Genomic DNA, 25964 nt, shown 5'->3' on the forward strand with positions numbered 1-25964 from the left:
GTTCCCCCATGACCATAACAAGCACCCAACGTGGGATGCATACCGAGGGTAGCCCACTACCCTCGGGCTTTTCCCAACGTACTGGCATCAGCCTTAAACCCGCTTACTATGAGCAGATCTTAGCGGAGCGCCCTAACATTGGGTTCTTTGAAATCCACGCGGAAAACTACCTCAGCGCTGGCGGCCCTGCGCCCTATTATCTGGACAAAATTCGTGCCCTGTATGAGGTGAGTATTCACGGCGTGGGGTTATCTTTGGGCGGGAACGAGCCCCTCAACCTTGATCATTTAGAGCGTGTGGCGCAACTGGTAGAGCGCATCGAGCCGGCGGTCTTTTCTGAACATCTGGCTTGGTCGACCCACGGGCAGAGCTTCTACAATGACCTGCTCCCTGTGCCTTACTCAGAAGTCCGCCTAACGGCCCTATGCGAACACGTTCATCAAGTACAAGAGCGGCTCAAACGCCCAATGCTGATCGAAAACCCGTCTACTTATTTCGAGTTTTGTTCCAGTGTGATGCCAGAACAAGACTTTATCGCCGAGCTGGTACAACGCACTGGCTGTGGTTTGCTCTTAGATGTGAACAATGTAGAAGTATCCTGCTTTAACCATGGTCGTTCCCCACTGGACTACTTGGCACACTTTCCGTTAAACGCAGTAAAGCAGATCCATTTAGCAGGCCATAGTCTAGATGTGGCAGACGCTACCCAGCTAAAAATCGACTCCCATGACCAACCGGTCGCGGCAGAAGTCTGGCACCTGTATCAGTATGTGCTGCAACAGATTGGCGATTGCCCCACTTTAATCGAACGAGACGGAAACTTCCCTGCTTTAGACGTCCTATTACAGGAAGCGGAACAAGCCAACCAGATTCGCCGGTTAGTCATGGAGGCTCCCCATGCAAAAGCAATTTAGCCAAGCCTTGTTTGCCCCCAACCCAGAACAGCGGAACAGGCTCCTAGAGGACATTCAGGGACAAGATAACTCCGAGCGCAATCAACGTTTAAACATCTACCGCAACAATGTGTTTGTGTCCCTCATGACCGCCCTTGGAGACATTTTCCCTGTCTGCAAACAAGTGGTCGGCGAGGATTTCTTTAACGCCATGGGGCGGCAATTTGTGGAACGCCACCCGCCTAAATCCCCAGTGTTAACCTGTTATGGGGATGAGTTTAGCGAGTTTGTCACACACTTCTTTCCCGCTCAGTCCTTACCCTACTTAGCCGAGCTGTGCGACCTAGAATACCGATTACTTCAGCTGACTCATGCCGCCGAGCCGGCCACATTGAGCTTGGAAGCCGCACAACAAAGCTTGAGTCAGGTGCAACACCCAGAGCGACTTGAGTTACATCTCAGCCCCCTGTGCACCCTGCTGCGCACAGGGTATAGGGTGGGCTCTCTGTTTCTCGCCCACCAAACGAATAAATATCAAGTGCTCCCTACGTTAGAACAGATCGATATTCACCAAGCTGAGTGCTTATTGTTCACCAAGCGTGGCCTATACGGTCAGGTCTATGTACTCACTGAAGCCGAATTTGCCTTTGTGGAAGCCCTACAGACTCACCCCAGCTTGAGCCGAGCTTTGCCCTCACAGGAAGATTTTGATCTCGGCCAAACCCTAGCAAAGCTGATGACATGGCAGATGTTCACGGCCATTAAAGAATCCAAGGAGCCTTTATGCTGAGCCTTATAAACAAACTACCGGAACAAGTTTTTCGCCACATTCCTGAATCCTTGGTGTTATTACTAGCGCGCTTTGCTTTGGCGGCGGTCTTTTGGCTCTCAGGGCAAACCAAGATAGAAGGATTCGCCCTAAACCCTTTGACCGGAACCTTCGAATTTGGCTGGCCGAGCATCAAAGACACCAGCTTCTTTTTATTTGAATACGAGTACGCCCTACCGCTGATTCCGGCCACTTGGGCAACCTATCTCGCCACCACAGCGGAGCATCTTTTACCGATCATGTTGCTGTTAGGTGTAGGGACACGTCTAAGCGCCTTTGGCCTAATGCTGATGACCTTGGTGATTCAAACATTTGTCTACCCAGAAGCCTACGTACTCCATGCTTCTTGGGCCGCTATAGCGCTCTTCATCATGCAACGGGGGCCGGGCAAACTGTCTTTGGAAGGTTGGCGTCACCACTAACAAAAAGGGCCTGCTTTTTAGAGCAGGCCCTTTTAAAATCGTCTTCACCTAGGAAGGATCCAGCATTAACTGCGCGCCTTCATGAACGGCAAGGTATACGCCACTAAGAATAGGAAAGCCGCACACACCACCACACTTGGGCCCGTTGGCGTATCCCAATGGTAAGAAGCCCACAAGCCGCCACACACGGACAAGCAGCCTAATACCCCCGCCATGGTCGCCATCTGCACGGGCGTGTTAGACAAGCGGCGAGCCGTCGCAGCAGGAATAATCATTAACGAGGTAATCAAGAGCACACCGACGATCTTCATCGCCACAGCAATTACCAAAGCCACCAATAGCATCAGCAACAGGCGAATGGTTTCTACTGGGTAGCCTTCTACCTTCGCCAGCTCTTCATTGACCGTCACCGCTAAAAGGGGCTTCCAAAAAATCACTAACAAGGCCATTACCAGCGCCCCACCACCAAAGATCCAATACAAATCCGTTTGCCCGATGGCCAATAAATCACCAAACAAATAGGCCATCAAATCAATGCGTACATGGTCCAAAAAGCTCACCGCCACTAAGCCTAACGACAAAGACGAGTGGGCCAAAATCCCCAGTAAGGTGTCCGTAGCAATGATGTGTTTCTTTTGTAGCGTCACCAGCACCAGCGCCAAGCCAACACAGAGCACCACAATGGCTAAATTCAAATTGATGTTTAACAAGAAGCCAAGAGCAACCCCTAATAACGCCGAATGGGCCAAGGTGTCACCGAAATACGCCATGCGGCGCCACACCACAAACGCTCCCAAAGGACCGGCCACTGCTGCGACCCCAAGACCGCCTAACAAAGCCCGTATCAACAGTTCTAACATTTCTTTCTACTCTACTTGGGATTAATGGTGATGCTGACAGCTAGCACTGTGCACATGGCCTTCTTCGACCACTTCACCACTGTCATCATGAACGTGGTCATGGCTGTGGGCATAAATGGCAATGGATTCTGCCGCCCCGGGCACACCAAACAGTGCCTGATAGGCTGGGTGGCCTTTCACATGTTGCGGCGAGCCAGAACAACACACATGCTGATTAATGCATACCACAGTGTCTGTTTGCGCCATCACCAAATGCAAATCATGGGAAATCATCAAAACGCCGCAATTCAGCTCATCACGAATACTGGCAATGAGGTTATACAGCTCCACCTGACCATTCACATCCACCCCTTGGACCGGCTCATCCAACACCAATAAATTGGGACGATTTAACAAGGCGCGAGCCAGCAACAAGCGTTGCGTCTCACCACCAGACAAGACCTGTACTTGGGAGTTTTCTAAATGAGGAATCCCGATTTTCTCAAGGGTTGGGCGGATCTCACGCTTATCCACGCCGCGCACCAAGCCCAAAAAGTGCTTCACCGTCAGGGGCAAAGTGGGATCAATATGCAGCTTCTGGGGCATGTAGCCGATGCGCAGCTCACTGTGTCGCACCACTTCGCCACTGGTGGGGGTTTGTAATCCCAGCAAGGTACGAATCAGGGTACTTTTGCCACTGCCATTTGGGCCGATCAGGGTAACAATCTCACCACGATGCAGAGGCATATTAATATTGCTCAACAGCTGACGGTCACCAAAGCGAATGCCGATGTCTTTTAGCTCGGCCAAGCAGGTACTCATTGGGCGCTCTCCTGCTGGCAGTTTGCACACAGTCCCGTCAGCTCAATGGTTTCGGCACGCAGTTGAAAGCCCTGCTCTTTGGCTTTATTGATCAACGCACTGTGGATGTCCTGATAATCGAATTCCGCCACATTGTGGCACTCATCACAGATCAGGAAATAGCCTTTGTGGGGCTTGTCCGCATGGGCACAACCAAGGTAAGCATTCATAGACTCCACCTTGTGAATCAGCCCCGCCGCCAACAAAAAGTCTAACGCTCGGTAGACGGTTGGCGGCGCAGAGTTAAAACCTTCTTCCGCAAGTTTTGCCAATAATTGATAAGCCCCGAGCGGGCGATGGCTTTGCCAAATCAGCTCCAAGGCTCGACGGCGCACCTTAGTTAAGCGCTGACCTTGTTGGGTACAAACCGTCTCGGCGGTTTCCAAGGCTTGCTCAATGCACACATTGTGATTGTGGCTATGGTCGTGAGAATGATTGTCTTCGGTCATTAGAATGCCCGTCCTGCTACTTGTAGGTCGCTGTAAATCATAGCAACACTAATAAAAATTAACGCCAGAGCCGCCACCATGCCCAGTAAACGGGTCATACGTGTGCGCCAAACGCTTGGTGTCAGTCCTACGCTGGCATCGCGCAATGCCACACTGACAATCGCTAAAATAGAAACGGTGATCGCCGTCCCTAGGGACATAGCGACTACCGCTAACATCCCCCAAAACATAATGCCGGTACTGGTGGCGAACAAAAGCACCAAGACCGCCCCAGAACAAGGTCGAATGCCAATGGCAGACACCATGGCCCAAGTACTGCGCTTCGCGACTTGCTGGTCTTGATGATGCTCATGGGCATGATCATGGTCACAGCAGCTGTGATCGTGGCTGTGATCGTGGCCACAGCTTGACTTGCCCCAGGCCAAACGCCACAACATCCACACCCCAATCAGACCAATGGCCACATAAGAAGCGATTTCCAGCACTCGAGTCGTCTCAGTAATAATACCCGCCAAGGTAAAGACTTGGGACAACATAAACACCAAAGCAATCGCCACCAAACCTTGGATCATGGCCGAAACAAAAGATAACTTAATACCTTTCATCGAAGGGGCTTTGGTCGCCAGCATGTAGGATGCAATTACCGCCTTGCCATGGCCCGGTCCCGCTGCGTGGAAAATCCCATACAAGAAACTGGCCACCAACAAACTGCCGATCAAAAACGGATCTTCTTCACGGGCCAACGTCTGTACTAAGCGCGCCAACTCCCGGTGAAAATCCCGTTGTTGCTCCATCATCCAGCGACTGATTTCGAACACTTCCACTTGGCCAGACGCCCAAGCACTACCCGATAACAGCAACAAAGCTACTAGTATCCATCGACCCATTAGGACGACTACTCCCATTGAATAAATTTTAGGCTGTTATGTTATAACAAGTGACACGCCCCTTGAAGGACTTTGACCCTCAAAAGGCGTAAAGAGAAGTGAATTCCGGCTTCCCTTGAAAACGAGAAGCCGTGGCAATTGCTTTAAGGAGCAACTGGGTGCAAAAACCCCATCACGCCACCCATAAAAATCTGTGCCGCCATGGCCGCCAAGATCAAGCCAGTAATCTTAGATAAGATGTTTAAGCCAGTACGGCCTAACAATTTTTCGATCAAAGAACCCGAGTACAAAATCACGCCCAAGGTGAGCAAAGCTCCCACTAACCCCAGCACGCCGATGACCAGATCCCAGCCCTGAAACTCAGCACCATAGACCAGAATCGTACCTATGGTGGCAGGGCCTATGATGGTGGGTACCGCCAAGGGCACCACAGAGACATCGTCCCGTTCCTCGTTGGGCATGCCTGTCGCATGATTTCGAGTCCCGTCCCGCACCAAACTAATGGCAGACATAAACAACAAAATCCCAGAGCCAATGCGGAACGAATCCAAGGTAATGCCCAACACTTCAAACAAGGCACTGCCAAAAAACATCAACACTAGGGAAATAGCTAACGCCGCAATAATCGCTTTGTTGGCAACGCTCTTGCGTGCCTGTGGCGCTTCGCCACGGGTCAACGCCAAAAACATCGACAACACGAAAAACGGTGCGAAAAGGAAAAAGAACTTAATCCAAGTAGAGATCAATAAACTCATGAAGGTGAATACTCAACAAGCACCTCATAACACGATCAGCGTTGTGTCAGTGCTAATTTAACGCCAAAGCCCACCAGCAATACGCCAGTGATGCCGTCCAAGACTTGCGCCACTTTTGGTCGCGCCAGCCAAACTCGCGCGCGATGAACCATCACGGCAAGAAACGTTTGCCACACCATCGCTATGATAAAGTGCAGTGCGGCCATAAACAGAGATTGCGCCACAGCCGAATGGGCTGGGTCGATAAACTGTGGCAAAAACGCCATGTAAAACACGATGGTTTTTGGATTCAGTACATTTGATAGGATGCCCTGACGAAACGCGCTACCAGCGGTTACCTTACGACCTTCTGGTACATGCAATGTCAGACCTTTTGGTCGCCAAGCGCTACGCAATGCTTGAATCCCTAAATAAGCCAGATACAAAGCCCCCGCCATCTTAAAAGCGGTAAACAGAGTCGCCGAGCCTAGCAGGATCACCGACAAGCCCAGAGCTGAAATCGTCGCATGGGCAAACAAGCCCAGACAAATCCCCAAACTACACACAAAGCCAACACGCCAACCCGCTACCGCAGAGTTACGCAGCACCAACAAGGTATCCACACCGGGACTCATAGTCAGCACAGAAATCGCCAACAAAAAGGGTAACCACTGAAAATGCTCTAACACGCTGCTGACTCCTTAATGGGAACGGCTACTAGCCACGATCACAATGAAGGTCGATCCAACCTTCCATATAAATTTCTTCTGCGTCGACCAGTGTTGGCGTGCAGGTTTCTGCCAGCACACCCGTTAGCTGAATTAAGCCAGCATCTGGGATCACCATGGCAAAGTAATTTTCTTTGTCACCAAAGCCAATGCGCAGGGTCTGCTGCTGAATGTTCACCGGCTCAGCCAGCTCAATACCCAGTTTCACCTGTAGTTTTTGATCCGAAATAGCCAGATCTACAATGGACACCTGTGCTGGCGCGATTTCTTCCCCATCCACTTGGATACGCAGGAAATAACCGTATTGGGCAAGGTTGGTCATGGCCACCGCAGCTTCCGCCTTTTCTTGACCTTGAAACACCCCATCCGCATTGGTATCAAACGCCATCAACATGTCTAAACTGGAGAACAGGTCGAACTCCCAGTTGGCTTCGAGGGTTTGCAAGGTGGGCTGATTCACCACCACCCGATAATAAGAATCCACCCAAATATGAGGGTGCGCCATGACAGCGGTGGATTGCCAAACCGCTCCCAAGGCCAACAAGCTCATGATTAGGCGTCTTATCATGGGATTAATTCTCCATCAAACTCGGGGCAAAACGCACACGGGCTTCTAAAATACGCTGGAATTCCATGGGATCATGTTGCTGCGCCAAACGCTCAGGGTCATCCTTCGCACCGTGCCATGCTTCCAAACGGGACAACCAAAAACGCAACGCTGCAATGCGCAACATATGCGGCCATGCCATGATTTCTGCGGCACTGGGCTCACGCTCATGGACATAGGCATTGATCATGGCGTGGTACTTATCCATATCCAATTCGCCCGTTTCAAAATCCGTACACCAGTCATTAATCACAATGGCTAGGTCATACATCAACCATGCATAGCAGGCATTGTAGAAGTCGATGATGGCGGACAACTGGTCCCCTTCAAACAGAGTATTGTTGTAAAACAAATCACCGTGAATCGTGCCCTTTGGCAACTGATCATCGTAATCCGCAATAAAGGTATCGAACTCAGCCACCTGTGCTAACAGCAAATGGGCTTGTTCCGGCTCTAGCTCAGGGGCGATGGCTTTAGAGGTGTTGCGCCACCATTCGATACCGCGATGACTTTCACGGTGCTCGGGAAAATCCATGCCCGCCGTATGTAATTGCGCTAAGACCTTGCCCATCAAACGACAGCTTTCCACCGAGGTGCCATCGATCAAACCGCCGGCAAAGCAATCCACGATAATTGCAGGACGACCTTTTACTGTACGCAGGCGCTCACCATGGTTGTCGATCAGCGCCGCTGGGACGTTAAAGCCTTTATGCTTAAGGTGAGCCACCACATCTAAGAAGTACGGTACTTCATCAAACTCAAACTCTTCAAACAGGGTAAGCACGTATTTTCCAGTGGTGGTGGTCAGAAAATAGTTGGTATTTTCCACGCCCCCAGAAATGCCCTGAAAAGACACCAATTCACCCAAGTAATAATCGGCCACAAGGCCGCGCATGTCAGAGTCCGTAAGAGTTGTATAAACCGCCAAGTGATGCACCTAAACTTGTTAAAATCGAGCGTAATCGCATTAAGCCGCTTATGCTCCACAATCAGAGCAAAAAGGTCAATTCAAGACCGCCAAAAAGCAGCGATTATGTTAGTCTAACTGACAATTTAGCATTCGTATTCACCGCAAACAGCGGAAGACTTTGAACAGAGCCGTCCACGACACCGGACGGCCAAGAGGAAAACTATGTCGGCTCAAGACTCACTGACCAACACATCCCCCATGGTTCTGGTAGACGGTTCTTCGTATTTGTACCGTGCCTTTCACGCGATTCCACCGTTAACCACTAGCGACGGCCAGCCCACTAACGCGGCCCGCGGTGTGATCAGCATGATCCGTAGCCTGATTGGCCGCTACCCGAATTCTCCGATCGTGGTGATCTTTGATGCCAAGGGCAAAACCTTCCGAGACGACCTTTACAGCGAATACAAAGCACAACGTCCGCCTATGCCAGACGATTTGCGGGTTCAGATCGAGCCGATTCACCGCATGATCGAAGCCATGGGCCTACCTCTTGTCATCATCGAAGGCGTGGAAGCCGATGACGTGATCGGCACCATCGCCAAACAAATCGGCGGTGAAGGCCGTGAAGTCGTCGTCTCCACTGGTGATAAAGACATGGCACAGCTGGTGACGGACAAGGTCACCTTAGTGAACACCATGACGGACACAGTGATGGACATCCAAGGGGTACACGACAAATTCGGTATCCCCCCTGAGCTGATCATCGACTACCTAGCTCTTATGGGCGACAAGGTCGACAACATCCCCGGTGTACCGGGCGTTGGCGAAAAAACCGCTCTGGCAATGCTGCAAGGCATTGGCTCCATCAAAGAGATTTACGAGCGTCTGGACGACATCGCCCCATTGGGCTTCCGTGGTTCCAAAACCATGGCGAAAAAGATGGAAGAACACCGTGAGATGGCAGAGCTGAGCTACACCCTTGCCACCATCAAGTGCGATGTGGAGCTGCCTTTTGATCCCCATGCGTTGAAAAACGAAGAAATCAACAAAGAAGCCCTACGTGAATGGTTCCAAAAGCTGGAATTCAAAACCTGGCTACGCGACATCGACAAAGCCCCTGTTCACGGCACCGCCGATGATACTGTAGACAATGAAGATGAGCCTGCACCGGCCGCCAACATCGAAGTGGACTATGACACCGTCCTAGATAAAGACAGCTTCAACGCTTGGCTGAAAAAGATCCAAGAAGCCGAGCTGGTGGCATTCGACACGGAAACCACTTCCCTCAACTACATGGCCGCAGAGCTAGTAGGCGTGGGACTTTCAGTAGAAGTGGGCAAAGCGGCTTACATCCCAGTAGCGCACGACTACGAAGGCGCCCCAGAGCAACTTGACCGTGATTGGGTATTAGAGCAATTGAAGCCTTGGCTTGAAGACGACAACCAAAAGAAAGTCGGCCAACACCTAAAATACGACGCCAACGTACTGAACAACTACGGCATCACCCTGCGCGGTATCGAATTCGACACCATGCTGGAGTCTTACGTGTTCAACTCCACCGCCACCCGTCACGACATGGACAGCCTAGCGTCTAAATTCCTCGGCCACACCACAGTGAGCTTTGAAGAGATCGCAGGCAAAGGCGCGAAGCAAAAAACCTTTAACCAGATTGAACTTGAGCAAGCAGCGTTTTACGCGGCAGAAGACGTAGACATTACCTTGCGCCTGCACCAAGCCATCATGCCTAAACTGGAAAAAGAAGGGGACCTGGTCAAAGTCCTAAAAGACATCGAACTGCCCCTAGTGCCAGTCTTGGCAAAAATGGAACAAACCGGTGCCCTGATCGACCCTGACCTACTCCATGCTCAAAGCGCCGAGATTGCCAGCAAGCTGCAAGAAATCGAGATCAAAGCCCACGAAGAAGCGGGCCAAGCCTTTAACCTAAGCTCTCCCAAACAGCTCCAAGAAATCCTGTTTGAAAAGCAAGGTTTGCCTGTTATCAAGAAGACACCAAAAGGCCAGCCTTCGACCGCAGAGCCAATCCTGCAAGAGCTGGCGGAACAATACGAGCTGCCACGCTTGATCATGGAGCACCGCAGTCTGTCGAAGCTAAAGTCCACCTACACGGACAAGCTACCAGAGATGCTGCAAAAGACTGGGCGCATTCACACCTCATACCACCAAGCGGTGACCGCCACAGGTCGTTTGTCGTCCACAGATCCAAACTTGCAGAACATCCCGATTCGTACCACCGAAGGCCGTCGTATTCGCCAAGCCTTTGTTGCACCACAAGGCTACAAGCTCATCGCCGCGGATTACTCGCAAATCGAACTGCGCATCATGGCACACTTGTCCCAAGACAAGGGGCTACTGGATGCCTTTGCCAATGACCTAGACGTGCATAAAGCCACCGCAGCAGAAGTCTTCGACACTACCGCAGACGAAGTGACAACAGAGCAACGTCGCCGCGCCAAAGCCATCAACTTCGGCTTGATCTACGGCATGTCAGCCTTTGGTCTCGCGAAACAGCTCGGCATTGGCCGCCCAGAAGCGCAAAAATACGTACAACGTTACTTTGAACGCTACCCAGGTGTGCGCTCCTACATGGACAACACCCGTGAAAGCGCCAAAGAAAAAGGCTACGTGGAAACCATCTTCGGTCGCCGCCTGTACCTACCTGAGATCAAAGCCCGTAACGCCATGATGCGCCAAGCGGCCGAACGCACCGCCATCAACGCCCCAATGCAAGGCTCCGCCGCCGACATCATCAAACGCGCCATGATCAACATGCACAACTGGCTCGCCGACACCGACCTAGACGTACGCATGATCATGCAAGTACACGATGAATTGATCTTCGAAGTTGCTGAGAAAGACCTTGATGCCGCGCAAGCTAAAATCGTAGAAATCATGCAGACCAGCAGCGAGATCGACGTACCATTGCTTGTGGAAGCAGGGGTTGGGAACAACTGGGACGAGGCGCATTAAGCCTCGTCTATTATCAACGAACTTACTCTCAGTGGTCAGATCCCTTATACACTGAATTTGATTGAGACTAACACTTAGCCTTTACGTGAAAGGGATCTGACCCCTTTCTATTCTGCACAAGCCAAAATCGTAGAAATCATGCAAATCAGCAGCGAGATCGACGTACTATTGCTTGTGGAAACAGGGGTTGGAAATAACTGGGACGAGGCGCATTAAGCCTCGTCTATTATTAACGAACTTACTATCAGGGGTCAGATCCCTTATACACCAATTTGGTTGAGACTAAAACTTAGCCTTTGCGTGAAAGGGATCTGACCCCTTTTCCTAAAACACTTTGGTTTCTATTCACGGAGGAAAAGATGCCAAGAAGACCTCGTGCATTACTACCAAATGTACCCGTCCATATCGTTCAGCGTGGTGCTTCACATAAAGCTGTTTTCTTCGAGAATGAGGATTACAAAGCCTATGCAAGTTGGATGAAGGAAGCCGCTGTGGTTTATGACATTGCCATCCATGCATTTGTCTTGATGACTAATCACATTCATATCCTGCTAACGGCTAAGAATCCTGAAAATGTAGGCAAGTTTATGCAGCACATAGGACGCCGCTACGTTCCTTTCATAAACCATAAATATGGCCGCAGCGGTTCTATCTGGGAAGGTCGCTATAAAAGCAACCTAGTGCAATCAGAACACTATTTTCTGGCAGTAATGCGTTATATCGAATTAAATCCTGTAAGGGCTAATATGGTGGAGCAAGCCGCCCACTATCGTTGGTCTAGCTTTCAACATAATAGCGGCTTAAAGCCACTGTCTTTTATTACGCCTCATCCTGTTTTTAATGCACCTGGTTCAGATACTGTCACACTAAGCAGTAACTATTTGTCTATGTTTGAGCAGCAGCAAAACACACAAGAGATCAATACTATTCGAAATGCTTGGCAAACAGGCAGATCGCTGACTTAGCTTCGGGGTCAGATCCCTTATACATCTAGCTCAATTGAGACTATCACCAAGTCTTGATATGAAAGAGATCTGACCCCTTTGATGCTATTTGTTTACATAACACATGCCTGACAGTGCTGGCCTAGCTGCTAAAATAGGTTGTTCAAGCAAATGGAGCTTTTTCCCCTCATGACTAAATTAAAATCTCTTCATTCGGCTGTCAGTGACAGCTATACCCGCCGCACGGTGGTTAAATCCCTAGGGGCTTTGCCCTTTATGTCGGCGTTCGCTTTAGCTGGGTGCGATCGCACCGGTGTTATGAAAGATGGTGCTGTGGCAGCGTCCACTGTGTCTCAAGGAACTTACTCTGGTCCTTGGGCTGTGGGTGGTACCGATTTGATTACAAGCGCTTATCCTCCCACGTCCATTTTTGAAACGGGTCGCACTTGTAGTATCGCACTGACGGAACGAACGACGGAAGGCCCTTGTTATTTTCAGGACAGTACGGGGGAAGACATCTCCGAGGGTCGTGAAGGGTTGCCGATGCAGCTCTGCCTGCAATTAATCGATGAGAATTGTCAGCCTTTGGCCAATCATAAGATCGAAGTCTGGCACTGTGATTCAGAAGGCATTTACTCTGCTGACACCAGCAACAGCGAATATTCTCGTCGCTTTAATGAAGGTTTCTGTTCAGGGGACAAAGAGTCCGCGTTATCCTCCACATGGTTCCGTGGACAGCTGATGACTGACTCAGATGGCCGAGTCAATTTTAAGACGTGTTTCCCAGGCTGGTATCAAGGCCGCACCATCCACATTCACTTCAGTGTGACGGATTCAAATGGTAATGCGAGCGTAACGTCTCAGTTTTGCTTCCAAGACGGTCTAGCAAAAGAGATTTGCACACAACACCCAAATTACATGGCCCGTGGCGAACAGGGCACACCGCTCTCTAGTGGCCGAGATACCGTCTTCCCAAGAAGTGGTTTTGAGGCATTTATGTTAACCACTCGCTTAAATGATGACGGCACTCTTCTTTCTTACGGTTCCATTCAAATCAGTTAAGCTCAAAGGGGGCTGCAGACCAGTGCGCCCCCTTGATTAACGCGTTTACGACTTAGCTTTTTCAACAATCTTTTCTAGCAGTGGCATCCACTCACTTTCGACCTTCAGCGCAAAACATTCCTCTAACGCATCGGCTAACTGCTCTGCGTTTAGCTCTCGCTGCTCCACTGCGCCGTTGCGAGGGCGGACGGTTAGGCGATTGTTCAATAGTGCATAGCGAGTGTCCGGTATTGCCCGTGCCATCATTAGGTTATGGCGAAATTTAGAGTTGGGGCTGGCCGAGGTAAACCAGTTAGCCACTTCCATATCGATCGGCTCAAGTGGTTGGCTGGCAATATCGTAAAGGTCTTCCCATTGATCCTGTACGCTCACCTGCAACATCCAGCCGTGGTCTTGTGGGAGAATACGAAACGCTTCGTGTTGTCCCTGTTGCGCCTCACTGGTCCCCAATCGCAAGGGATCAGTCAGCACGAGACCACCAAAGCCCACATCGGCTAGCCACCATTCCCCTTCGATACGAACTCTGAGCACCTGATGGGTTCTTGGGCCAAATGGTGCATTTTCGGGTTGTCGCCAAACGTTGCGCGCCATTAGGGATTCCACTTCAAACCCCAGTTGTTTAAGGGCTTGCATAAATAGCGCATTGTGCTCAAAACAGTATCCACCGCGACGATCGCCGATGAGTTTTTGTTGGATGCTGTCTAAATCCAGACGGATACCACGATCAAGTAAGACGTCAATATTTTCAAAGGGAATGTGCTTTGGATGCAGAGCGTGAATGGCTTTTAGAGTCGAAAGCTCTGGTGTTTCTGGCCCTTGATATTGGATACGGGCGAAGTAGTCTTGCAGGTGGATCATGTCTAATACCTGATTCCTATGATTAAAAAGAGCACTTTAACAGTTTGCTTCGGTTTCACAATTACAGGCCAATAAATGGCATCTAATAAAACGTTTCAAAGCATTGGTTGATGGGGAAATCATCATTTAGCCCTTCTCAACTTACCTTTGTTCCCCAACCTCCCCCTTTATTGGATCTTATCTGCGCACTATTTAAAGAGTGCTGATGGGGGGTGGTGCTAGGCTTTAAGGATATGAAACACATAAAAGGAAGCCCCCATGCTTGTACGTATCTTAAGTCTGTTGATTTTGCCTCTGCTACTGGTGGCCTGTAATGCAAATCCGAGCCAACCACTGAATGGTGGCACCCAAGCAGAACCAGCCAAGTCTAGTGAGGTGCAAGCTGCGCCGTTGAAAGACGCTAGTTCGTCAGACGAAGGCGTGCTAGCACAGATTAAGGCCGATGAGCAGGAAGCCAAGCAAGAGCAAGCCGCCACAGAGCAAGAGATTCAACAACGTGAGGCGACGTTTGAGCAGCGCCTTGCTTTGGATAAGTCTGTCGGCACGACTGTGTGTACTTGGCAAAACAGTGTCGGGGTCGTAAAACAGGTTGAGCCAGACCGCATTCAGGTGGCCGTGCAAGGCCGCGCTATGTCAGCCACGAATGGGGCGTTTTTTAGCGACACTGCCAATCACCCCGAGCTGACAGAGCAGGAAGGCAACGTCTGGACAGACGGCAGCGATTGGGCCGTCTGTGACGTGGCTTTGTAAGACGAAGCTTAAATTTATACAGATGAAGGCTGGTGCTTAGTCCAAACGCACCGTGGGGGTAGTCTCCACAACGCAAGGGGTTTCGCCTTGAACCTTTGCGATCTGGTCTTTCGAGGCATGCACTTCTGTTGCATTGGTCAGCAAACCAAAGCGCACATAGAAATGTTTACTTTCTTTTCCCTTGATCGTTGGCACCAAATTCAAATCCCACTGGTGTCGGCGATTATAGGCGTAGGATGTGCCCGGCTCGATGCCGACCACATAACCCTGCTCTGGGGTATCTAGGTTCTTCCAAATGGTCAGTACAGGCAGAGTGTCCATCTTATAGGCGACTTCTATGCCTTGACCTTGGCTAGGACTTTCTAACAGGGCATAGGCCATGTCGTGCTCATCCCCTAAGCTTTCTATGTTGAACACCATTTCATCAAATTGCGCTGTGGGCTCAGACATCTGCGCCCAAGTATCTAAGCCTGTTGCAGCGTAGTCATTGAACGGCGCAACTTTTTTACCTGTGACGTGTAGACGCGCCCCTTTCCCAAGAATGGGAGCACCGAAGTTGTTGTGGTATATCCCCTGATAGGTGTTGTCATAGCTAGACAGGTTGGTAAGGGTGTCCTGCACTTCAATGTAAGGCGATGAAGGAGTCAGGGTTAGACAGGTATCTAATTCAAAATTGGTGAATTTAAAGCGTTTCTCATCCACGCGACCCCGCAATCGCACCCTATAAGGGGGCTGCTGATCTACTTCCAATACAATGTCATCTGCTGGGGTATTTTGAATACGACCATGGAGGGTCAAGAATTCACCACGGTCTTCCCCCGGATGCCCTGCCCACTGGTAACCGCAACGCACCATCATTTCGTTAAAGCCATCCAGCCAACCACAGCCACCGGAGGCTTCTTGGTTGATAAAGCCAGGGTGCACGACTTCTTTTACTGGGGAATCCCAACCGAATCGAACATCCCCGCGAACGGCGTCTAAAATCCCCATCCCACGGGTGGGGATCACTCGCACAGTGATGTCCCCCACGGTCAGAGCAATGAGGCGGGAGCCTTGTTGCTTACCGCCCACTAGGGTGACTTGTTCCACATGTAAAGGCACATCAGCGGGTAATCCAAAGTCTTTGGCATCACGCTGGAAGTCACTTAAATCAATGCCGTCACGCTGGCTTAATATGGTTAGGGTGGCGGTTGTATTTGCCATCAGAATTCGTCTCCACTAGGTTGTCGCGAGGGGCTGTACGCCATCCATTAATGCTGCAAGCAGGCCAACATTTCTTGCTCTATCTGCTGCCAATCAAGGTCCGTTGGACTGATGATTTCGATACGTGTGTCACGTCGGTAGGCGACTTTATCAAAGTCATGCTCATCGTTAACACGATTAAAGAACACCCAAGCCGTGCCAATACGAATCACGCCTTTTACGCGATTAACACCTTTGAGCCCCGTTAGAATTTTCTCTAATTCCCAGTAGTCAAAGCAGTCATCCCGGTGAAAGATCCAACCACAGCTGTACAAGCCGCTACCATGGCCAGTTTTTCGGATCGGTTGCCCAGGTTCAGGCTGAGCTTCATGGTGCGAGTGATCGTGATGGGAATGATCATGATGGTCATGGTTGTGGTTGTGGTTGTGGTTGTGGTTGTGGTCGTGGTCGTGGTCATGGTGCGAATGTTCATGATCATGATGAGCATGGGCGTCTGGAAATTGCGCTTTTAGCTGACCATTACGCACCAGATCAAGCAATGCTGGATCGATATTACCCTGTGTTATTCGCCCGATAAATTGCTTCGGTGGGAACATGTCGTTCAAACCAGATTCCGCCACTTCGATCTGTTCTGGTGTTGCAAGATCGCACTTGTTGATCAAGACCACATCCGACAGGTTAAGCTGGTCATGAAAGATCTCATTATTAATCACACCTTCCTCTTCCAACCAACGTGGATCGAGCAAGCAGACCGTTGCCCGCAGGTCGAGCACCGTTTTAAAGTTTGGCCCCATGAGAGTGTCGATAATGCCTTCTGGGTGACCTATACCCGTTGGTTCTATGATCAAGCGATCAGGCTTCGCCTGTTCAATCAGCGCCCGCAGAGTTTGTCCCAAAGACGCCCCCAATGAACAACAAATACAGCCACCGGCTAGCTCTTTAATATGGAGTCCGTCTTGGGTGGGCATCATTTCTTGGTCAATTCCCACTTGGCCGAATTCATTAACGAGCACAGCCCAGACTTCTCCTTCTGGCTTATTCGCGAGCAGCGCATTAATGGTGGTGGTTTTGCCAACACCCAAGAATCCAGTAATGATATTGGTTGGGATGGCTTTCGATTGTTCGTTCATAGTGACTCTTTTGTCTGGTGTTTTAGGAGCTATGGAAAGGACTGACACAGCCATTTAAACCAAACAATTGGGGCTGTTAAGCATTAATCCACCCCAGTGGAGCAAATTTCGTGGAATTCCCTATCCAGTGTTCACAGACGACAATGGGCATGCCGCCTGTGCTGTAGGGTCATTAAGGCGGAATTAGATGGCTTTATCAAAATAGGTATGAGTTTGAGTCAGCTTGGACACTTCATCAATGTAGGCTTGTACCGAATCAGGGAAGGTTAAATTTGCCACCATGGTCAGGTTACGTAGCACGGGGTAAACCAGCACATCATCCCAGCTCAGGGTGTTTTCTCGGTCTGAAGGGAGAGACAAGGACGGCAGTTTCCCTAGGGCATTTTCAACCTTATCTATGTGTTCCTGGGTCTGGTCCATGGCGGTGGCAAAGGACATATCAATGATCTTCTCTTTTTTACCTTCAAAGTAATCTTGAGCCGATTGAGTTTTGAATTCAGGTAAGCCAATGCGGATATTACGGGGGAATAGCAGGCAATTAATCGAGAAGTTCACCTGATTAAGCACCTCTAGCACGTCTTTCGCGTGACCGCCCTCTTCAATGATCTTTTCTGGATTGCCTAGCTCATCAAGGCGCTTGGCAATGTCCAAGCTCTCGCCCATGGCATCACCTTGATGCTCTAATATCGGCAGCACTTTCGCACCAATCAGCTTATAGCAGCTTTCTTCGTCATCGTTAGCAAGGTAGATGTTCTGCTGGTTCACTTGTTTGTAATTGGCGACCATTTCAGCTCGCACACAGAATGGACAGTGATCGTATAGATACAGATTCATGGGGGCTCCTTTTGATGTTCAATACTTAACAATCTATCGCACTGGGTGCTTTATTGACAGTTCGCAGCGACCGCATCCATATGTTTTGCAAGATCAAAGTCTTTTAGAGATAAGCCAGAAACATCGTGTGTCATCAGCTGAACACTGACCTTGTTATAGACATTGAACCACTCTGGGTGATGGTCTTTTTTCTCCGCATAGAGGGCACATTGAGTCATAAAACCAAACGCCTGACGAAAGTCTTTGAAGGTAAAGGTTTTGCTCAGTTTGCCCGCTTCGATTACCCACTTATGCTCGGTCTCTGCGTTCAGCTTGTTAAAGGCGGCTTGAAGTTCTTGTTCTGAGAGTTTTTGATTTGCCATGTAAGCTCCTTAAGCCCCAAGGTTTTCCCTTGAGCCCTTTAGCGATATGTCTCATCTGACTCTAAGTTATGGGCCCGTGACTCAGAAACGCATCTCGGGAACGAAAATGTGCCATGTATTTGTGGTGCATGAAGTAGTTTAGCACAGGGTTGAATTCATCGAATTGGAAGCCTTTGATCCACCTCATGGTTGTTTAACCTTACTGGCGTTTCTAATAGATAGGCCGAGTGGGGCTCGGCCTATCCATTCAGGTGAGTTTTAATACTTTAGCTTTTGGGATTGCACTTGATGTAAGGCGATATCCACTAAGGCAAACAATGCATCAATGGATTCTGTTGCCCGTTTAAAGTAGCTTTTGGCATCGATTCCCGGGGACGCAGTACTCAGTAGTTCTGATTTAATGCAAGTGAGAAACTCCGCCATCACTGCTTCCTGTTTCTGCAGCTGAAACCCTGTGGTTTCAGGGTGTGCCGCCAAATGGGCCTGCAAAGTATGAAACGCATCGCCCGATAACTGTTCGATCTTTTCATAGAGGAATTGCAAACGCACTCGCTGGGCTGGACTGCTGTAGCCTGTGGCAGCAATGCTAGCGCCAAGTGCCCGAGCTTGTCCCGCCCACTCTGCTGCGGGAATGACTTCCCGCCAAATGCACGTTAAATAAGCCAATTCTGCTTTGCCTTGGGTAAGATCCACCTCACAAGCAATGTCTTCCATCAAAAAGATACAGTTGCGAATAATCAGATTGTGCTGTTTCAAGTTATTTTCTGGGTCCTGACTGCGCCCTTCACGCATACGGGACCAGTGATCAATAATGCCAAACCAAGTCTCTTTGTGGGTGCTTTTACAAGACTCTGCTGTGGCAATATGCTGATTAACCCGCTGGCGGATATTCTCCATATCTTGAGCCATGCTGGTATCGCCATTTAACACGGCACTGGTTAAACCTCGATGCTTTTGTAAGTCTGCGGTCAAAGCTCTCAACAGCAGCAATTGCTGAAGGTTAGATTCCGCGTGGAGTCGATCTTGACGTCGAAGGCTTCGGTGCAATCCGTAAAACAACAGCCCAAAAGCCACCGCAATAATCATTAGATAATAGAATTCTGTGAGAATACTCATAGGGTTTGTCCTGTAAGATGAGCCAGATGATGGGCAATGGTGCGTGCCTGATCAGCAGCATTAAGATTGTCATTGTTGCCTTGACGAACTTGGTCCGCCAACTGCGCAATCTCTGCTACGGCTAGTCCTTGTTGTTCGGTGCTGAGGGCCACTTGGTCAACCTGTTCGGTCAACTGTTGAGTGCGTTGTTGAACCTCATTTAATAAGGTGCGAACAGTCTTTGAGCTTGTCGCACTTTGATGGGCCAGTTCGGTAAGGTCAGAAACCTGTACCGTGGCATCGGAAATATGCTGCTGCACGGATTCAATATTGCGACTGATCTCGTCAGCGGACTCCAAACTGTGTTGTGCCAAGCGACGTACTTCGTCAGCCACCACCGCAAAACCACGGCCACTTTCTCCAGCTCGGGCAGCTTCTATGGCCGCATTCAACGCTAGCAAGTTGGTTTGATCCGCAATGCTCCGTATTGCCCCAGACATTTCATTGATCGTATGGGATTTCTCATTCAACTCTACAATCAAGTTATTGGTCTTGATTGATTGCTGCGCCATATCCGAAACTTGTTGCACCAAGTTGGTGAGTTTCAAAATGCCATCGGCGAGCTGTTCGCTGGCCACCACACCAGATTGACGGGAGGCTTCTGCCAACGCGGCAACCTCCACAATGCTGACATTAAGCTCCTCAACCGCCGCTGCGGCCACACTGGCTGATTCACTTTGCCCTTGGGCGTTACGCGTCACCAGTGCTGCACTTTGCTGCAACTCAGTGGACGAATGGGAAATCTCGTCCAGTCGTTGTTGTAATAACTGTTGCTGACGATGTTCACGGCTCAGCCATTGCTGAAACTCTCGGTTCACCGATTGCAGCATAAGCCACTTAGTATCATTAGTAGGTGCCTGCTGAACAGGCTGGGCTGCGGTCTCACAGTAACGCTGTAACTGCCCAAGCTCCTGATGCATTAGCCATAAACTCGCCACGGCTAAATACGTTAACAGGGCCCAAAGCCATTGAACTGGCCAAGCAGGGACTAACAGTATTGTGGTACCACCGATCACGGCAATGCCGATCAAAATGCGTAGCATGCCCAATACTCCTAGGGCACGCATTAACAGAAATGCGGGGTAAGTAAGCCACCTCATAATCCTTCACTCCAGTGTAGAACCAAAAAAAAGGCGCCTGAACCACCACAGAGAGTCTGTCGCGGAATCAGGCGCCTTTGCCTAGCAGGAATAACCTGCCGAAATATTTGTCTAAAATTTAAGCAAAATTAATGCCATTGGCAATAATTTTGTTACGCATCCGAGGTATCCACCAGCTCACCCACCACAACCGACACATGTTCGGCTCCTTTTAAGATTTCATCAATAATGGCCGCGGCCTCTTGAATTCGTCCTAGGTTATCACTGGCTCGTTCAGTGACTTTGGACATGCTGGCTTTGGTGTTGGCCACCAGCTGGGTGTTTTTATTGACCATCAAGCTGATCTCTTCCGTGGATTTGCTGGTTCTCGCCGCCAAGGTACGTACTTCATCAGCAACCACCGCAAAGCCTCGACCATGCTCTCCAGCTCGGGCTGCTTCAATGGCTGCATTCAGTGCCAGCAAGTTCGTCTGATCAGCAATGGCACCAATGGTGCTGACGATTTTGTCGATTTCTTCAGACTGGTGATTCAAATCCTCTACAAGATGCGCTGAAGCATTAATGTCTGTAGTGATGTTTTCCGTGTTACTCACGGTTTGTTTCAACAACACCGCACCACGCTCCGACACTTGGGCAGTTTCCACAGAGGTGCTGTGGGCTACTTCTGCCGCGTGTTGGATCTTTTGTGAACGCTCAATACGCTCGGTGACATCAGCCGCGACTTTTACCACACGTAATACTTCACCTTTAGTGGAGATCACTGGGTTATAGGAGGCTTCGATCCATACTGCAGAGCCATCTCGACGCATCCGACGAAATAAGCCTGTTTTAGCTTGGCCTTGAGCCAGCTCCTGCCAAAAATTCGGTTGTTCCTCGTAGAAATCGTCAAAACAAAACATACGATGGTGACGCCCTTGAATGTCCGCTAACGACTTGTATCCCAAGGCCTGCACGAAATTATTATTTGCCGTAATAATCGTGCCATCTGGCTGAAACTCGATAATGGCATTGGAGCGATCTATGGCTTCCAGTAATGCATCTTGAGCTTGGCAACGAATTTTCTCCGCCGTGATATCTGCCGCGATTTTATAGACTTTAATCACTTTGCCTTGGTGTTTTACAGGGAAGTAGGTAGCTTCGATCCACAAGATACTGCCGTCTTTACGACGACGTAAAAATTGTCCTTTATGGCTTTCACCTGACGCCAGCTTCTGCCAAAACGAGGCATAGGCAATAGAATTCACCTCGTCTTGATCACAGAAAATACGGTGGTGACGACCAATGATTTCGTCCAGGGAATAGCCGGTTGCCTCTAAAAAATGCTGGTTTGCTTCCAGAATTTCGCCTTCCGGTGTAAAGCAAATAGTGGCGCAATGCTCGTTTAGAGAATCAATAAGGCTTCCTTGCTCAGAGGTATCGGCTGCGTCCTGCAATATTTGGTGTTTTTTAAAGGAAAATAGCATGTCGAGCCCTCGCCTTAAGGAAACGTTAATGTTTATAGATTAGACGACTGGATCAGTCTGAGTCGTAATAATTTGTTCTATTTATTAATCATTATGGTTTCAATCTAGGCACCTTTGTTTCGGATTACGGAGCTTTTGGGGATAAGTTTGGTGGAATGATGCTCTTTTGTGCAAAGCGCTGGTTTTTCGTCAACGGCGTGTTAGCGTTATAAGTCACTAATATGGATGCTAGGTAGCGAACCCCCTATGACCTATTCGATTGTCGCTGGTTTTACGGCTTTTATTTGTGTAATCACCCTATTACCCATGTGTCGAATAACACACTGGATCGTACGTAGTTGCGACTTTCCACGTTTGCAATTTGCGCTATTGGCGTTGCTCTTGCTCGTCTCTCAAGTGGCGTTACTGCCCATGGATCAAGCATCAACTTGGGGGCTGATCCTGCCGACACTGGTTGCCCTAGGGATTCAACTCTGGTGGGTTTTGCCTTACACGCCCCTATTGCCCAAGGAAGTGAAAGCGGCACATCAGCCGCCAAAAGACAGCCTAATCACCATTTTAACCTCCAATGTACTGACACCGAATCGTGACGCTTACAAGCTGGTGAACTTAGTCAAAGAGCACCGCCCCGATGTACTGGTAACACTGGAGTCGGATCAATGGTGGGAGGATCAACTTAAGGAGATAGAAGAGCAACTACCCCATACGGTGAAATGCCCTCTGGATAACCTTTACGGCATGCATGTATATTCCCGTTTTCCAATGGGAGATACAGAACTCTGCTACCTGGTAGAAGACGACATTCCCTCGGTGCACACCACTCTAACCCTGGATAATGGTCGCGTCATTCGCGTGCACTTCCTCCATCCTGCGCCACCCAGTCCTACGGAAAACACCGAATCCAAAGAGCGGGATGCGGAAATTACCATTGTCGGAAAGAGCGTTGCAGAAAGCACCATGCCTGTGATTGTGACGGGGGACCTCAACGATGTGGCTTGGTCGACCACTACTCGGCTATTCCGCAAGATCAGTGGCCTGTTAGACCCACGTATTGGCCGGGGAATCTTTTGTACCTTCCATGCAGGTTATCCATTTCTACGCTGGCCCCTTGATCACGTGTTCCATAGTTCTCACTTTACCTTGAGCCACATGGAACGAATGCCCTCCATTGGCTCAGACCATTTCCCGTTACTGACACAGCTGGCTCTAACACCTGAGAAAGGTTCAGACCAAGAAGCCGTGGAATGCACAAAAGAAGATAAAGAACTGGCTAAAGACATCACTAAAGAAGAGGGCGTCACCAAGGACGATGTACCTGAGCCGGGGCAGCGCTCGTAGAAGATATCGCCTGAAAACATAACCATTGAAAAAGCCACCCTAAGGTAGTTTTTTAATAAACACAAACCACTGATAATAAAGAGTTTTATGTTTTTATGCCGCTTTACTGTCCACCTTTTGTCCACTAGAACGAGGGTTGTAATGAATTGCGTCCATTAAATGATTTGGCGACAGGTGGGCATATCTCATGGTCATGCTGATAGAAGAGTGGCCAAGGATTTTTTGCAGGGACAGTATGTTGCCACCGTTAATCATAAAATGGCTTGCGAATGTGTGACGCAAAACATGCGTTTTTTGTCCCTTTGGTAACTCAATGCCAGCCAGATCTAGGCATTCATAAAACAGTTTCATTTGTGGGGAAAATAACTGGTTGCGCCCAACTTGCTGGGCGTGCTCCTGAATCATAAAAAATAGGTCATCAGATATTGGAATACTTCGATTTTTGCCGCCCTTAGTATCAGAGAATGTAACTTTTGAGTTTTGGACACGGCTACGGGTCAATCCGTTTGCTTCGTTCCAACGTGCGCCAGTGCTTAAACAGACTTCGGTAATTAGTCTGCATTCACCATCCATAACAGCCAAAAGGCTATCTATTTGCTCAAGTGATAAAAAGCTCATTTCTGTCTGTCGGATGCGTAGCTTAGGTACTGACTTGATCGGGTTTTCAAAGTCAACCTCGCCAATTTTATACAGGCCGTTATAGACAGCATTCAAGAATGCTATGGATTCATTGATGGTCGCGGTTTTGCGTCCATTGGCGATTCGAGAACTTAAATATTCATTCCACTGCTTTGGGGTGAGTTGCGCGGCTATCGGATCGCCAAGGGCTAAAACGATTTGATCCAGTTTTAACCGCCTAGCATGGTGCTTTTTGAGCTTAACGCCAAAGTGTTTGGACCACAGTTCTACCAGGTCAGACAGTAGGCGTGGGTCTTTAGGCTTTTCGTTCCACGGCTTACCCTCAGCGATAAATTGCGCCTCTACAAACTTTTGATAACGTTCCGCTTCATTCTTAGTTTTACAAGTTTTGCGGTAGCGTTTGCCCTGCTTGCCACCCACACGGAAATCGACTTTCCAGCCGTCCTTTACTTTGCTGACTGCCATAAATCCCCCTACGCACAAATGCGGCCGTAAACAGCGACACGGCCAACCACTTTTAAGCCGCCTAGTTCTGCTTTCGGTATCGTCATGTTTGGGTATTTGTCGTTATCAGAGATCACCAGCAAGTCACCAGTAAAGGCCAATTGCAGGCGTTTAACGAACAATTCCCCGTTGTAGTTGAAAACGTAAATCCCACCCTCTGGGGCTACCGTGTGGAAAGTACGGTCAATGAATAGCGGATCACCGCTGTTGAAAGTGGGCTCCATGGAATCACCACGGGCGTAAATGATCATTAGGTTACTGGTGTTTACACCCGCCGCCGCTAAGTTGGCTTTCTTAATGGCTATGTACTGGCTTGGCGTTTCATCTTCGACTAGCGCTCCATGCCCTGCGCTGGCTTCGATCTTATATTCAGGAACGTTTACATAATCTGAGGCCTTGTCTCTTTGGTCACCTTCACCAGTTAAAAGCCAAGCAACACTAAAACCTGTCGAAATTGAGGTTTCGCAAATCTCTTTATATGGGATTGAGCTTCTTTGTATCCACGTTGAAATATTGCTGGGGCTAACATCTAAAGCGCCAGCTAACTCCTTGTTTGTACTTACTTTATTAGCCTGTTTAAGTCTATCCAGTACTTCTTTGGTATTCATAAGCGTTCTTCCATTAATTAAAAATGACTCAAAAGAGACTTTACATAGACTCAACTGAGATATAGGATTCACTCAATTGAGACACTATAAGACACTCAATCTCGTATATTTGATTCGAATAATGGAGTTTAGACCAATGGCAAGACCAGCAAAAGACACTAAACCACATAACGCGGCAATTATTGGCGGTATGCCGTTGGTAGTTACCGCTCCTTATATGACGCAAGCGCAATGGGCTGAACACACGGGACTATCGAAAGAAGCCGTTCGCCTACGCCTGAACGAAGGCACGATTGCTCGTTATCAGCCAATTGAAGGCGGCACGATTTTCGTCAACGTTTTGGCGGAAATGAAGAAAACCGCCGAAGCACAGCCTTACTAAGGAGGGATTCACATGATTAAACCTCCTTACCACCAACTAAAAATTTGGCCTGAGTTTTACCGCGCTGTCATTGATGGCCGTAAGTGCTTTGAAATCCGTGAAGATGATCGCGGCTTTGCTGTTGGTCAATTGGTCTGTTTGCAAGAGTTTGATCATTTGGGCGATGGCTACACAGGCCGCTCTTGTCTGGTGGAAATCACTTACCTAACTAGCTGGGCTCAACAAGAAAACCACGTTGTATTCGGTTTTGAGTTCACAGGGTTATCTAAAGAGGTGGCTTAAAAATGGAATTCTTTGTCATTGGGTTTGGTTGGGGCGCGGTGTTTAGTGCCGTTGCGTTGCTTGCTTATCGCCACGTCAGCAAGGAGGAAGCATGACCCCATTAGAGGAACAACGAAAGCAGCTCCTAGCGTGGATGTTGCTTTTTCCGCCTGATCCAGTCCTTAAAAAAATCGCTACCAGTTACCACGCCATGCAACCCAAGA

The 25964-nt window shown here is 49.2% G+C and carries 28 protein-coding genes; 10 read left to right on the forward strand and 18 right to left on the reverse strand.

The annotated features are described in order from the left end of the window. Positions 1–8: 8 nt before the first annotated feature. The 3 genes from bufB to ACZ5DR_RS03520 are packed head-to-tail and all read left to right on the forward strand — an operon-like array spanning position 9 to position 2144. Positions 9–914: an MNIO family bufferin maturase gene (bufB, locus tag ACZ5DR_RS03510; RefSeq protein ID WP_377365856.1), complete on the forward strand. Its 906-nt coding sequence runs from the start codon at positions 9–11 to the stop codon at positions 912–914. Continuing rightward, entirely contained in the window at positions 898–1683 is a 786-nt protein-coding gene (locus ACZ5DR_RS03515; RefSeq protein ID WP_377365855.1) for an HvfC/BufC family peptide modification chaperone, read from the forward strand. Before bufB ends, ACZ5DR_RS03515 begins: the two co-directional genes overlap by 17 nt. Further along, on the forward strand, positions 1677–2144 hold the full coding sequence (locus ACZ5DR_RS03520; RefSeq protein WP_377365854.1) for a DoxX family protein: 468 nt from the start codon (positions 1677–1679) through the stop codon (positions 2142–2144). The genes ACZ5DR_RS03515 and ACZ5DR_RS03520 overlap by 7 nt, the downstream gene beginning before the upstream one ends. 65 nt (positions 2145–2209) lie before the next feature. Here the strand turns inward: ACZ5DR_RS03520 and znuB are convergent, their stop codons facing one another. The 8 genes from znuB to ACZ5DR_RS03560 all read right to left on the reverse strand — a co-directional run bounded on the left by znuB (position 2210) and on the right by ACZ5DR_RS03560 (position 8177). Next, complete coding sequence (gene znuB / locus ACZ5DR_RS03525; RefSeq protein ID WP_377365853.1) at positions 2210–3004, reverse strand: zinc ABC transporter permease subunit ZnuB; 795 nt, start codon at positions 3002–3004, stop codon at positions 2210–2212. Positions 3005–3025: 21 nt separating this feature from the next. Continuing rightward, complete coding sequence (znuC, locus tag ACZ5DR_RS03530; protein WP_377365852.1) at positions 3026–3805, reverse strand: zinc ABC transporter ATP-binding protein ZnuC; 780 nt, start codon at positions 3803–3805, stop codon at positions 3026–3028. Next, the gene (locus ACZ5DR_RS03535; protein WP_377365851.1) at positions 3802–4293 is read right to left on the reverse strand and encodes a Fur family transcriptional regulator; all 492 of its coding nucleotides are present in this window, start codon (positions 4291–4293) and stop codon (positions 3802–3804) included. The genes znuC and ACZ5DR_RS03535 overlap by 4 nt, the downstream gene beginning before the upstream one ends. Next, the gene (locus tag ACZ5DR_RS03540; RefSeq protein ID WP_377365850.1) at positions 4293–5180 is read right to left on the reverse strand and encodes a nickel/cobalt transporter; all 888 of its coding nucleotides are present in this window, start codon (positions 5178–5180) and stop codon (positions 4293–4295) included. Before ACZ5DR_RS03540 ends, ACZ5DR_RS03535 begins: the two co-directional genes overlap by 1 nt. Positions 5181–5323: 143 nt before the next feature. Continuing rightward, positions 5324–5935, reverse strand: a complete 612-nt coding sequence (locus tag ACZ5DR_RS03545) for a MarC family protein (protein WP_377365849.1) — start codon at positions 5933–5935, stop codon at positions 5324–5326. A 35-nt stretch (positions 5936–5970) separates the two neighbouring features. Continuing rightward, positions 5971–6603: a LysE family translocator gene (locus ACZ5DR_RS03550; protein ID WP_377365848.1), complete on the reverse strand. Its 633-nt coding sequence runs from the start codon at positions 6601–6603 to the stop codon at positions 5971–5973. A gap of 28 nt (positions 6604–6631) precedes the next feature. Further along, positions 6632–7210, reverse strand: coding sequence for a DUF1007 family protein (locus ACZ5DR_RS03555; RefSeq protein WP_377365847.1), 579 nt, complete (start codon positions 7208–7210; stop codon positions 6632–6634). Between the two features lie 4 nt (positions 7211–7214). Continuing rightward, positions 7215–8177, reverse strand: a complete 963-nt coding sequence (locus tag ACZ5DR_RS03560) for a homoserine kinase (protein ID WP_377365846.1) — start codon at positions 8175–8177, stop codon at positions 7215–7217. 204 nt (positions 8178–8381) lie between these two features. Between ACZ5DR_RS03560 and polA the strand changes: the two genes are divergently transcribed. The 3 genes from polA to ACZ5DR_RS03575 all read left to right on the forward strand — a co-directional run bounded on the left by polA (position 8382) and on the right by ACZ5DR_RS03575 (position 13153). Then, positions 8382–11147, forward strand: a complete 2766-nt coding sequence (gene polA / locus ACZ5DR_RS03565) for a DNA polymerase I (protein ID WP_377365845.1) — start codon at positions 8382–8384, stop codon at positions 11145–11147. Between the two features lie 359 nt (positions 11148–11506). Continuing rightward, on the forward strand, positions 11507–12112 hold the full coding sequence (locus ACZ5DR_RS03570) for a transposase (RefSeq protein ID WP_377365844.1): 606 nt from the start codon (positions 11507–11509) through the stop codon (positions 12110–12112). 168 nt (positions 12113–12280) lie between these two features. Then, entirely contained in the window at positions 12281–13153 is an 873-nt protein-coding gene (locus ACZ5DR_RS03575) for a dioxygenase family protein (protein WP_377365843.1), read from the forward strand. Between the two features lie 45 nt (positions 13154–13198). Here ACZ5DR_RS03575 and ACZ5DR_RS03580 read toward each other — a convergent pair whose 3' ends face one another. After that, the gene (locus ACZ5DR_RS03580; RefSeq protein ID WP_377365842.1) at positions 13199–14011 is read right to left on the reverse strand and encodes an arylamine N-acetyltransferase family protein; all 813 of its coding nucleotides are present in this window, start codon (positions 14009–14011) and stop codon (positions 13199–13201) included. Positions 14012–14269: 258 nt separating this feature from the next. Between ACZ5DR_RS03580 and ACZ5DR_RS03585 the strand changes: the two genes are divergently transcribed. Further along, the gene (locus ACZ5DR_RS03585; protein ID WP_377365841.1) at positions 14270–14761 is read left to right on the forward strand and encodes a hypothetical protein; all 492 of its coding nucleotides are present in this window, start codon (positions 14270–14272) and stop codon (positions 14759–14761) included. Between the two features lie 36 nt (positions 14762–14797). On the opposite strand, the gene ACZ5DR_RS03590 is transcribed toward ACZ5DR_RS03585, so the two are convergent. From ACZ5DR_RS03590 to ACZ5DR_RS03620, 7 genes are all read right to left on the reverse strand, one after another. Beyond that, the gene (locus tag ACZ5DR_RS03590) at positions 14798–15964 is read right to left on the reverse strand and encodes an aldose 1-epimerase family protein (protein WP_377365840.1); all 1167 of its coding nucleotides are present in this window, start codon (positions 15962–15964) and stop codon (positions 14798–14800) included. Between the two features lie 47 nt (positions 15965–16011). Continuing rightward, complete coding sequence (locus ACZ5DR_RS03595) at positions 16012–17094, reverse strand: CobW family GTP-binding protein (protein ID WP_377365839.1); 1083 nt, start codon at positions 17092–17094, stop codon at positions 16012–16014. Positions 17095–17277: 183 nt separating this feature from the next. Then, positions 17278–17928, reverse strand: coding sequence for a glutaredoxin 2 (grxB, locus tag ACZ5DR_RS03600; RefSeq protein ID WP_377365838.1), 651 nt, complete (start codon positions 17926–17928; stop codon positions 17278–17280). 50 nt (positions 17929–17978) lie between these two features. After that, a complete protein-coding gene (locus ACZ5DR_RS03605) occupies positions 17979–18290 on the reverse strand; it encodes a 4a-hydroxytetrahydrobiopterin dehydratase (protein WP_377365837.1) in 312 nt (103 codons plus the stop codon). A 258-nt stretch (positions 18291–18548) separates the two neighbouring features. Continuing rightward, on the reverse strand, positions 18549–19406 hold the full coding sequence (locus ACZ5DR_RS03610) for a nitrate- and nitrite sensing domain-containing protein (protein WP_377365836.1): 858 nt from the start codon (positions 19404–19406) through the stop codon (positions 18549–18551). Beyond that, the gene (locus tag ACZ5DR_RS03615) at positions 19403–20545 is read right to left on the reverse strand and encodes a methyl-accepting chemotaxis protein (protein ID WP_377365835.1); all 1143 of its coding nucleotides are present in this window, start codon (positions 20543–20545) and stop codon (positions 19403–19405) included. Before ACZ5DR_RS03615 ends, ACZ5DR_RS03610 begins: the two co-directional genes overlap by 4 nt. A gap of 152 nt (positions 20546–20697) precedes the next feature. Further along, positions 20698–22008, reverse strand: a complete 1311-nt coding sequence (locus ACZ5DR_RS03620; RefSeq protein ID WP_377365834.1) for a methyl-accepting chemotaxis protein — start codon at positions 22006–22008, stop codon at positions 20698–20700. Positions 22009–22254: 246 nt separating this feature from the next. On the opposite strand from ACZ5DR_RS03620, the gene ACZ5DR_RS03625 reads away from it, so the two are divergent. Further along, complete coding sequence (locus tag ACZ5DR_RS03625; RefSeq protein ID WP_377365833.1) at positions 22255–23346, forward strand: endonuclease/exonuclease/phosphatase family protein; 1092 nt, start codon at positions 22255–22257, stop codon at positions 23344–23346. A 93-nt stretch (positions 23347–23439) separates the two neighbouring features. On the opposite strand, the gene ACZ5DR_RS03630 is transcribed toward ACZ5DR_RS03625, so the two are convergent. Beyond that, positions 23440–24450, reverse strand: a complete 1011-nt coding sequence (locus ACZ5DR_RS03630; RefSeq protein WP_464543857.1) for a phage integrase — start codon at positions 24448–24450, stop codon at positions 23440–23442. 8 nt (positions 24451–24458) lie between these two features. Next, on the reverse strand, positions 24459–25097 hold the full coding sequence (locus ACZ5DR_RS03635) for a LexA family transcriptional regulator (RefSeq protein WP_464543858.1): 639 nt from the start codon (positions 25095–25097) through the stop codon (positions 24459–24461). 136 nt (positions 25098–25233) lie between these two features. Here ACZ5DR_RS03635 and ACZ5DR_RS03640 point away from each other — a divergent pair, with 136 nt between their 5' ends. Next, positions 25234–25479, forward strand: coding sequence for a hypothetical protein (locus ACZ5DR_RS03640; protein ID WP_464543860.1), 246 nt, complete (start codon positions 25234–25236; stop codon positions 25477–25479). A gap of 12 nt (positions 25480–25491) precedes the next feature. After that, the gene (locus tag ACZ5DR_RS03645; RefSeq protein WP_377370082.1) at positions 25492–25761 is read left to right on the forward strand and encodes a DUF3850 domain-containing protein; all 270 of its coding nucleotides are present in this window, start codon (positions 25492–25494) and stop codon (positions 25759–25761) included. Positions 25762–25964: the final 203 nt, after the last annotated feature.

The sequence above is a fragment of the Marinomonas vaga genome (assembly GCF_055388305.1).

What these genes read in the sequence shown, in the direction of transcription:
- bufB (WP_377365856.1), top strand. Translation starts at nt 9, where the DNA reads ATGACCATAACAAGCACCCAACGTGGGATGCATACCGAGGGTAGCCCA.
- ACZ5DR_RS03515 (WP_377365855.1), top strand. Translation starts at nt 898, where the DNA reads ATGCAAAAGCAATTTAGCCAAGCCTTGTTTGCCCCCAACCCAGAACAG.
- ACZ5DR_RS03520 (WP_377365854.1), top strand. Translation starts at nt 1,677, where the DNA reads ATGCTGAGCCTTATAAACAAACTACCGGAACAAGTTTTTCGCCACATT.
- znuB (WP_377365853.1), bottom strand. Translation starts at nt 3,004, where the DNA reads ATGTTAGAACTGTTGATACGGGCTTTGTTAGGCGGTCTTGGGGTCGCA.
- znuC (WP_377365852.1), bottom strand. Translation starts at nt 3,805, where the DNA reads ATGAGTACCTGCTTGGCCGAGCTAAAAGACATCGGCATTCGCTTTGGT.
- ACZ5DR_RS03535 (WP_377365851.1), bottom strand. Translation starts at nt 4,293, where the DNA reads ATGACCGAAGACAATCATTCTCACGACCATAGCCACAATCACAATGTG.
- ACZ5DR_RS03540 (WP_377365850.1), bottom strand. Translation starts at nt 5,180, where the DNA reads ATGGGTCGATGGATACTAGTAGCTTTGTTGCTGTTATCGGGTAGTGCT.
- ACZ5DR_RS03545 (WP_377365849.1), bottom strand. Translation starts at nt 5,935, where the DNA reads ATGAGTTTATTGATCTCTACTTGGATTAAGTTCTTTTTCCTTTTCGCA.
- ACZ5DR_RS03555 (WP_377365847.1), bottom strand. Translation starts at nt 7,210, where the DNA reads ATGATAAGACGCCTAATCATGAGCTTGTTGGCCTTGGGAGCGGTTTGG.
- polA (WP_377365845.1), top strand. Translation starts at nt 8,382, where the DNA reads ATGTCGGCTCAAGACTCACTGACCAACACATCCCCCATGGTTCTGGTA.
- ACZ5DR_RS03570 (WP_377365844.1), top strand. Translation starts at nt 11,507, where the DNA reads ATGCCAAGAAGACCTCGTGCATTACTACCAAATGTACCCGTCCATATC.
- ACZ5DR_RS03575 (WP_377365843.1), top strand. Translation starts at nt 12,281, where the DNA reads ATGACTAAATTAAAATCTCTTCATTCGGCTGTCAGTGACAGCTATACC.
- ACZ5DR_RS03580 (WP_377365842.1), bottom strand. Translation starts at nt 14,011, where the DNA reads ATGATCCACCTGCAAGACTACTTCGCCCGTATCCAATATCAAGGGCCA.
- ACZ5DR_RS03585 (WP_377365841.1), top strand. Translation starts at nt 14,270, where the DNA reads ATGCTTGTACGTATCTTAAGTCTGTTGATTTTGCCTCTGCTACTGGTG.
- ACZ5DR_RS03590 (WP_377365840.1), bottom strand. Translation starts at nt 15,964, where the DNA reads ATGGCAAATACAACCGCCACCCTAACCATATTAAGCCAGCGTGACGGC.
- ACZ5DR_RS03595 (WP_377365839.1), bottom strand. Translation starts at nt 17,094, where the DNA reads ATGAACGAACAATCGAAAGCCATCCCAACCAATATCATTACTGGATTC.
- grxB (WP_377365838.1), bottom strand. Translation starts at nt 17,928, where the DNA reads ATGAATCTGTATCTATACGATCACTGTCCATTCTGTGTGCGAGCTGAA.
- ACZ5DR_RS03605 (WP_377365837.1), bottom strand. Translation starts at nt 18,290, where the DNA reads ATGGCAAATCAAAAACTCTCAGAACAAGAACTTCAAGCCGCCTTTAAC.
- ACZ5DR_RS03610 (WP_377365836.1), bottom strand. Translation starts at nt 19,406, where the DNA reads ATGAGTATTCTCACAGAATTCTATTATCTAATGATTATTGCGGTGGCT.
- ACZ5DR_RS03615 (WP_377365835.1), bottom strand. Translation starts at nt 20,545, where the DNA reads ATGAGGTGGCTTACTTACCCCGCATTTCTGTTAATGCGTGCCCTAGGA.
- ACZ5DR_RS03620 (WP_377365834.1), bottom strand. Translation starts at nt 22,008, where the DNA reads ATGCTATTTTCCTTTAAAAAACACCAAATATTGCAGGACGCAGCCGAT.
- ACZ5DR_RS03625 (WP_377365833.1), top strand. Translation starts at nt 22,255, where the DNA reads ATGACCTATTCGATTGTCGCTGGTTTTACGGCTTTTATTTGTGTAATC.
- ACZ5DR_RS03630 (WP_464543857.1), bottom strand. Translation starts at nt 24,450, where the DNA reads ATGGCAGTCAGCAAAGTAAAGGACGGCTGGAAAGTCGATTTCCGTGTG.
- ACZ5DR_RS03635 (WP_464543858.1), bottom strand. Translation starts at nt 25,097, where the DNA reads ATGAATACCAAAGAAGTACTGGATAGACTTAAACAGGCTAATAAAGTA.
- ACZ5DR_RS03640 (WP_464543860.1), top strand. Translation starts at nt 25,234, where the DNA reads ATGGCAAGACCAGCAAAAGACACTAAACCACATAACGCGGCAATTATT.
- ACZ5DR_RS03645 (WP_377370082.1), top strand. Translation starts at nt 25,492, where the DNA reads ATGATTAAACCTCCTTACCACCAACTAAAAATTTGGCCTGAGTTTTAC.